General features: G+C 44.9%; 7 protein-coding genes. 5 read left to right on the forward strand and 2 right to left on the reverse strand.

Features of this window, described 5'->3' with window-relative positions; genetic code table 11:
• Positions 1–224: 224 nt before the first annotated feature.
• Both HWQ58_RS37925 and HWQ58_RS37930 read right to left on the reverse strand, forming a co-directional pair.
• Positions 225–1,217 carry a sugar-binding transcriptional regulator gene (locus HWQ58_RS37925; protein WP_292873937.1) on the reverse strand — a complete coding sequence of 331 codons (993 nt, stop codon included), beginning with the start codon at positions 1,215–1,217 and terminating at the stop codon, positions 225–227.
• 101 nt (positions 1,218–1,318) lie between these two features.
• On the reverse strand, positions 1,319–2,119 hold the full coding sequence (locus HWQ58_RS37930) for an SDR family NAD(P)-dependent oxidoreductase (protein ID WP_292873939.1): 801 nt from the start codon (positions 2,117–2,119) through the stop codon (positions 1,319–1,321).
• A 246-nt stretch (positions 2,120–2,365) separates the two neighbouring features.
• On the opposite strand from HWQ58_RS37930, the gene HWQ58_RS37935 reads away from it, so the two are divergent.
• The 5 genes from HWQ58_RS37935 to HWQ58_RS37955 form a co-directional block, all read left to right on the forward strand.
• Positions 2,366–2,551, forward strand: coding sequence for a hypothetical protein (locus HWQ58_RS37935; protein ID WP_292873941.1), 186 nt, complete (start codon positions 2,366–2,368; stop codon positions 2,549–2,551).
• Positions 2,508–4,004, forward strand: coding sequence for a mannitol dehydrogenase family protein (locus HWQ58_RS37940; RefSeq protein ID WP_292873943.1), 1,497 nt, complete (start codon positions 2,508–2,510; stop codon positions 4,002–4,004). Before HWQ58_RS37935 ends, HWQ58_RS37940 begins: the two co-directional genes overlap by 44 nt.
• Positions 4,005–4,180: 176 nt before the next feature.
• A complete protein-coding gene (locus HWQ58_RS37945; RefSeq protein ID WP_292873945.1) occupies positions 4,181–5,029 on the forward strand; it encodes a metallophosphoesterase in 849 nt (282 codons plus the stop codon).
• Between the two features lie 146 nt (positions 5,030–5,175).
• Complete coding sequence (xylB, locus tag HWQ58_RS37950) at positions 5,176–6,639, forward strand: xylulokinase (RefSeq protein ID WP_292873947.1); 1,464 nt, start codon at positions 5,176–5,178, stop codon at positions 6,637–6,639.
• The coding region (locus HWQ58_RS37955; RefSeq protein WP_292873949.1) for a hypothetical protein at positions 6,636–6,926 on the forward strand (291 nt) is incomplete at its 3' end. The genes xylB and HWQ58_RS37955, both read left to right, overlap by 4 nt.

The raw sequence follows: 6,926 nt of genomic DNA on the forward strand, positions 1-6,926 counted from the left end.
AATAATTCGTAATTCGTAATTCGTAGTTCGTAATTCAAGCATTAAGCGTAGGTTGGGTTGAACAACGCCAGACCCAACACCCAGGTGAATATTAGGTCTCATCCTTAGACCCAACCTAAAAAATTTATTGCACAATTTTAGGGATTGATCGAGCGATCGCCATTTTGATTTTTCGTATGTTGGACGCTCAGGCTATGACCTAGAAATTTACTACTAGAAATTTACTAAATTTTAGAAAGAATCGCTTGGGCGGCGGCTTCGTCGGTAATCAATCCTGTAATTAACTTGCCATACAGAGCAGCCAAAATCGCCTCTGCCTTTCTCACACCGCCTGCCACACCAATAATCAGTCGATGAGCCGGTTGTTCAAGAGCTACACTGGCAACCCGACTGTTTGTCCCTTGTTGTAGTAATACTCCACGATCGCTGTAAGCCCAACCTGCAATTTCTCCTACTGCTCCCAGTTCAATCAATTTAGCTACCTCATCGTCATTGATGAAGCCGTCTTGATGTAACGGAGCATTCCAGGCTATGTGACTAATTCCGACAAAGGTTGCTTTGGCTTGCTCTGCAAGAGTTTTGACGGCGATAAACGATCGCTGAGTCTGCAAAAGTTCTCGTTCTTCAATGCTAGTGGCGACAACGGGAGTCGGCACTGCGTAAGCTTGGGAACCGACGCGATCGGATAAATGCATAACCACTTCGTGGCGACCTGCACGCCCAGAGTGGGACATATTGCCAATAATTGACACAATCTTATGCTGGGGTTGGTTCATTGAGGGTATCTGCTCCACCATTGTTCGCAATGTGCGACCTGATGACAACGCCAGTATGGTTGGGGTTTTAGCCATCAGATAAGCCTCTAGGTGAGTGGCAGCACCGACACCAATTCCGTATAATGTATCACCACTACCTGCGTCAGTTGGTACTACTTCACAAAGTGACAGAGCAAAGCGATCGCGTAACGACTCAGCCAGAGTAATGCATTCACTCAGGGGATGATCGAGTCGAAATTTAATCAATTTTTCACTGACTGCCAGTGCCACTAAGCGTTGTGCAGCTTGCCGGGACACATTGAGCTTGGCGGCAATTTCTTCTTGCGTATTGCCGGCGATGTAATAGAGCCAAGCAGCATGAGCAGCCAGGTCTAATTTGCGAGACCGAAAGGGCAAGCCAGCTTTGCTGGCATCGCGCCGCTCCAAAAAAGGTTGTCCCATATACTACCTGCAAAAACTATGTATCTGTCAAAGGTATGATTGCCTTTTTTAGAGAATATGCCCAATGATATAATCTTTGCTCAATTATTTTTAAATTTCTATTATCCCCCAGTAACCTCCAAGTTAAAGCCAGTAATGTAGCTTGCCTCTTCGCTCATCAAAAACGCTACCCCATTCGCCACTTCTGACAAACTTCCCAAACGCCGCATTGGCACGGAATTGATCATCTGTTGCTCAACTACCTTGGGATCGGCATCAAAGTATTGTGACCCTACTGCTGCTTGTAATTCGGTTTGCCGCGTCCACATAAAACCAGGGCCGATGAGCGCAGGCGAGAGCGCATTCACGCGAATGCCGTAGGGAGCCAAGTCTTTTGCTGCCGTTTGAGTAATTCCAATCACCGCAAACTTAGAAGCGGCATAAGCCAACATATTTGGCGGCCCAACCACCCCTGCATAACTCGCCATATTAACGATCGCGCCTCCACCTGCATCGCGTAATTGCTGTGCAGCCGCCTTGAGAATGTGGAAAACGCCGACAACGTTAATGTCAATCACCTTTTGAAAGTCGTCTTCAGGATATTCGTCAGTCTTGGCAAACACTCCTTGATAACCCGCATTATTAAATACATAGTCGATCCGCCCAAGCTGCTCTATAGCGCCAGTAAAAGCTTTGGCAACATCATCACTAGCTGTAACATCACAGCGAAACGTGCTAACTGGAACGTTGTAACCTTTTAGTTCCCCAGCCACATCTGCCATTTTCGGTTCATTCAAATCTAGCAAGGCTATTCCTGCGCCATTAGCAGCAAAACGGTGTGCAGTTGCCTTGCCAATATCTCCCGCACCGCCAGTAATTAGGATCGTCTTACCTGCAAACTGATAAGTTGCTTTTGCCGTCATAGATTCAACCTCTTATTGAAGAATTGTTGCAAATGGTGGTGATGAAAATCAGATTGGTATGATTTCTATTATTGAGCTTTTGCCCAAAATTAGAGCATAAAATCAAAAGTTTATTTTGTTCGGTTTTTTACTTTAAAGGAGTTATGCGATGCGTATTCGCCGCTTCGCTAAAGTGCTAGCTGCATTTCTGGCTTAGGCGGAGAAACCTTTCTCTACATCAAAATTACGGGTGGCGAAACCATAGTTGTGCAAACAGACGGAGATAATCCGGCTAAAATGCACGATTACATTCCTATTTACATTAACGGTGAGCTTTGCCATTTGTTCGCTCGCGACAGTGAAGCCATTCCCAAAGTTCATCGTCACCACCTAACCCAAAATGAATCCCATGAACAGCAATATCAGCACAGACTCAGCAATCAAGCTGAATGAAGCATCTCTGTCCCATTTAGGAAATAACGTTCGCGTACCCAATTACGATCGCCATCAAATTACTAACGGTATTGTCCATATCGGTGTGGGTGGGTTCCATCGCGCACATCAGGCTTTATACCTTGATAATTACTTTCATCAAAATCCCGCTAGTAAATGGGGAATCTGCGGGATTGGGCTACTAGAATTCGACAAACGGATGCGGGATGCACTGAAATCACAAGATTGTTTGTATACGTTAGTGGAAAGATCACCATCAGGCGATCGCGCTCGTGTGATTGGAGCAATTACAAAATATTTGTTTGCCCCAGATAACTGCCAAGCAGTAATTGATACCTTAGCAGCTCCCAATTGCCGCATCGTTACCCTCACCATTACTGAAGGAGGCTATTACTATATTGAAGGTAGCGGTGAATTCGATGCCAATCACCAAACAATTCAGTATGATTTGCAGCATCCCGACGAGCCAATAGGAGTATATGGCTTTTTGACAGCAGCCCTCGACCGCCGCCGTCAACAGGGAATTGCACCGTTTACTGTATTATCATGCGACAATCTCCAAGGCAACGGCAACATTGCCCGCAAAATGTTAACCGCATTTGCCGAAATGCAAAACCCAGAATTGGGACGTTGGGTAGCCGAACAGGTAGCCTTTCCTAACTGCATGGTCGATCGCATTACTCCCGCCACCACCCCAGCAGATATCAAAATGGTGGCGGAACAGTTTAATATCGATGATGCTTTTCCAGTTGTTGCCGAACCGTTTCTTCAGTGGGTAGTCGAAGACAATTTCAGCGCAGGTAGACCCGATTGGGAATCAGTTGGCGTGCAGATGACCAGCGATGTCCATCCCTACGAGATGATGAAAATCCGGCTACTCAACGCCAGTCACTTGTTGATTGGCTATCTCGGCACTTTGACAGGGTACACTTACGTTCATGAGGTGATGGCAGATCCATTGATTCGGCAAGCCGTCGATAACTTGATGGCAGAAGTTACGCCAACACTGCAATCTGTACCGGGGATTGATTTGGACGATTACAAAAAAACCTTAATTGAACGTTTTGCTAATCCGAAGATTCGCGATCAACTGCCGCGCCTTTGCTTGAATAGCTCCGCCAAAATGCCAAAATTTGTTTTAGGCTCAGTCCGTGACGCGCTACGCAAAGGTGGGGCGATTGATTACATGAGCCTCACGGTTGCTGCTTGGTTCCGTTACCTGAATGGATACGATGACCAAGGTAACTCCATCCCGATTGATGACCCAATAGCAGGTACTTTGACTCAACTAGCTCATTCTAGTGGTTCCGATGCCAAACCGTTGCTCAACCTGACTGAGATTTTTGGCGATTTATCGCAGTCGCCTTTTGCCGATGCAGTTGCGAACCATTTACGCAGATTGTATGAGTTTGGAGCTAAAGAAACATTAGTCCGATTCTTAGAGAAAACTTAACCAGATGAAAGCCGCGACCTTTCAAGGTGGCTCAAAATATTGGTGAAAAAATCCTTTTCTAACCTCGTGTTACAGAAAGAAAAAACGGGATTTTTAAAGTCACCTTGAAAGGGTCTAGACAATGGTACAATTACATCTTGTATTATTTTTAGATAATTTCCGAAATATTTCAAATAATGTTAATAAAAAAGAAGATAAGAAAGTGGCTATTTATTCTACTTGCTATCAGTGTTACCTTTTGTTTACTGATTCTGTATGCTTTTATCATTGAGCCGAATCGTTTCGTCGTCACACGTCATCAACTAAATCAACAATTCGCTTCTAACAATAATAGTTTTAAGATTGTTCAAATTAGCGACCTCCATCTCAAACAATTTAACAATCGGGCACAACATATTGCCGAACAAGTTAATAAACTTAACCCAAATGTTGTACTATTTACTGGAGATTCGGTTGATAAAGTCGAACAGCTTGATGGATTTGATCGCTTTTTGTCGCTCCTTGACAAGCAAACAGCTAAGTATGCAATTATGGGTAATTGGGAATATTGGGCAGGTGTTGATTTAAAACATTTGACAAAAATCTATGCCACTTATAATTGCCGCTTATTAGTTAATGAAAGCATTTTACATAACTACGGCGATCGCTCTATATTAATTACGGGATTAGATGATTTAGTCAGCAAACCCGATTTAATCAAATCACTCCAAGGTCTTCGCCCTCAACAAAACCATTTATTACTTGCCCACTCACCAGCATATCGAGATTCATTTTCAAGTGATGAGTTAGCAAAGATAACACAATACAAACCACAATATATGTTATCAGGACATACTCATGGCGGACAATTATCATTATTTGGCTTTGCTCCTTTACGTCCGCCTGGTAGCGGACGTTATGTCAGTGGTTGGTATCGAGATGGTGTGATTGCCATGTACGTATCACGTGGACTAGGAGTTTCGGTTTTACCAGTGAGAATGGGTGTAGTCCCAGAGATTAGCTATTTTGAGTGGTTTCTGAACTAGGCTTGATTTTTTAGCGACATAGCATTATGTCAACACCTTCTACTGGACTGGCGTAGTTATAAAAATATAGAAATCAGAGTGGGGTCTTAAATATATGTAAACTGCTGTAAGATTGCCGATTTAGGATTAAGAATTTGGAGGGGCAATTGACCGATATCGTAATTGGCTTAGACTTGGGTACAGGAGGAGTACGAGCGATCGCAGTTGACCTACAAGGGCAAATTATCGCTCAAGCAACCAGAAGCTATCCCCTATTAACTCCACAACCCGGTTGGACGGAACAGAACTCATCGGATTGGGTGGAAGCGAGTTTCGATGCTCTCTTCGATGTTACTCAACAGCTAGACGGATACCAAGCGATTGCCCTCGGTTTGTCTGGACAAATGCATGGTATGGTTGCTCTCGACGCGGAGGGCAAAGCGATTAGACCGGCAATTTTGTGGAATGACCAGCGCACAGGTAAAGCTGTTGTTGAGATTGAAGCCGCTATTCCTCGTCAGGAGTTAATCCAACGCACTGGAAATCCGGCAATTACTGGCTTTCAACTGCCGAAGCTTCTATGGTTGCGGACTGAAGAACCACAAGCATACACTCGGTTGTGGCAGATTCTTTTGCCCAAAGATTATCTGGGATATGTGCTAACTGGCGAACCATTTACAGAACCATCAGATGCTTCTGGTGTCGGCTGTTTGAACTTAGCAAATCGGCAATGGGATACAGATATTCTCCATGCTCTTGATATCAATCCAGCATTGCTCCCCCCAGTCATCGAATCTACGGCGATCGCCGGACGCCTAAAATCAGAAATAGCCACCCGCGTGGGACTACCTGTGGGATTACCTGTAATTGCAGGTGGAGGTGACAATGCAGCAGCAGCCATTGGTTTGGGCATCTCATTGAGCAACCTCAACCGAGGGAGTTTGAGTATTGGCACATCGGGAGTTATTTTTGCACCGTGTAATCGCCCAATTCCCGATCCCGAAGGTCGGGTGCATTTGTTCTGTCATGTCGATGGCGGCTATCATCTACTGGGAGTAACGCTGGCGGCGGGTGGTTCTCTGCGTTGGTATCGAGATACATTTGCGCCGCATATATCATACACTGATTTGATGGATATGGCAGAGCGATCGCAGCCCGGTGCGCGTGGTGTTCTATTTCTACCCCACCTCGCAGGGGAACGCAGTCCTCACCTCGATCCAGATACTCGCGGTGCTTTGGTGAATCTGTCATTAGCTCATACCCAGGCAGATATCACTCGTGCTGTGCTGGAGGGGGTTGCATTTAGCTTGCGTTCAGCGTTGGAAGTCATCAGTGCGATCGCTCCCATCGAGCAACTCTTAGCAACGGGTGGAGGCGCACGTTCTCACATCTGGTTACAAATTTTGGCAGATGTTTTGCAAACAAAACTCATTGCTTCCACCGAAGAAGGAGCCGCTTACGGAGCAGCTATTTTAGCAATGGTGGGGATTGGTGTTTACCCCAATTTAAAAACTGCACTCAATATTTTACCGCAGAATAATAATATCGTACAGCCGCAGGTAAATACTTTGTATGAAGCAGGGTTTAATCGCTACAAGCTACTTTACGATACCTTGAGAGCTGTTCGTTGAGAATTAAATTATCTTTCAATTACCCTGAACTAGAAGTTGCTTTAAAGAGCTATCTAGACCATCCTGTAATTATTGCAGTTTCTTTCTGGAACTTAATCGCCAATCCTCGCTCGAAAAAGACATGGTGTTCTATTATGAAGATAATTGGAGAGAGCAAGTTATATCAAGTCTGGGTAATTAGTTATGATTCCCACAATCATTGCACCCCACCCCCAGCCCCTCCCCGCAAGTGGCTACCGTGTACACACAAGTCGAATTTCTTCTTAAATCCCAAAGATTACCTACTT

The sequence above is a fragment of the Nostoc sp. LPT genome, assembly GCF_017115165.1.
Taxonomy (GTDB): Bacteria; Cyanobacteriota; Cyanobacteriia; order Cyanobacteriales; family Nostocaceae; genus Nostoc.

What these genes read in the sequence shown, in the direction of transcription:
- HWQ58_RS37925 (WP_292873937.1), bottom strand. Translation starts at nt 1,217, where the DNA reads ATGGGACAACCTTTTTTGGAGCGGCGCGATGCCAGCAAAGCTGGCTTG.
- HWQ58_RS37930 (WP_292873939.1), bottom strand. Translation starts at nt 2,119, where the DNA reads ATGACGGCAAAAGCAACTTATCAGTTTGCAGGTAAGACGATCCTAATT.
- HWQ58_RS37940 (WP_292873943.1), top strand. Translation starts at nt 2,508, where the DNA reads ATGAACAGCAATATCAGCACAGACTCAGCAATCAAGCTGAATGAAGCA.
- HWQ58_RS37945 (WP_292873945.1), top strand. Translation starts at nt 4,181, where the DNA reads ATGTTAATAAAAAAGAAGATAAGAAAGTGGCTATTTATTCTACTTGCT.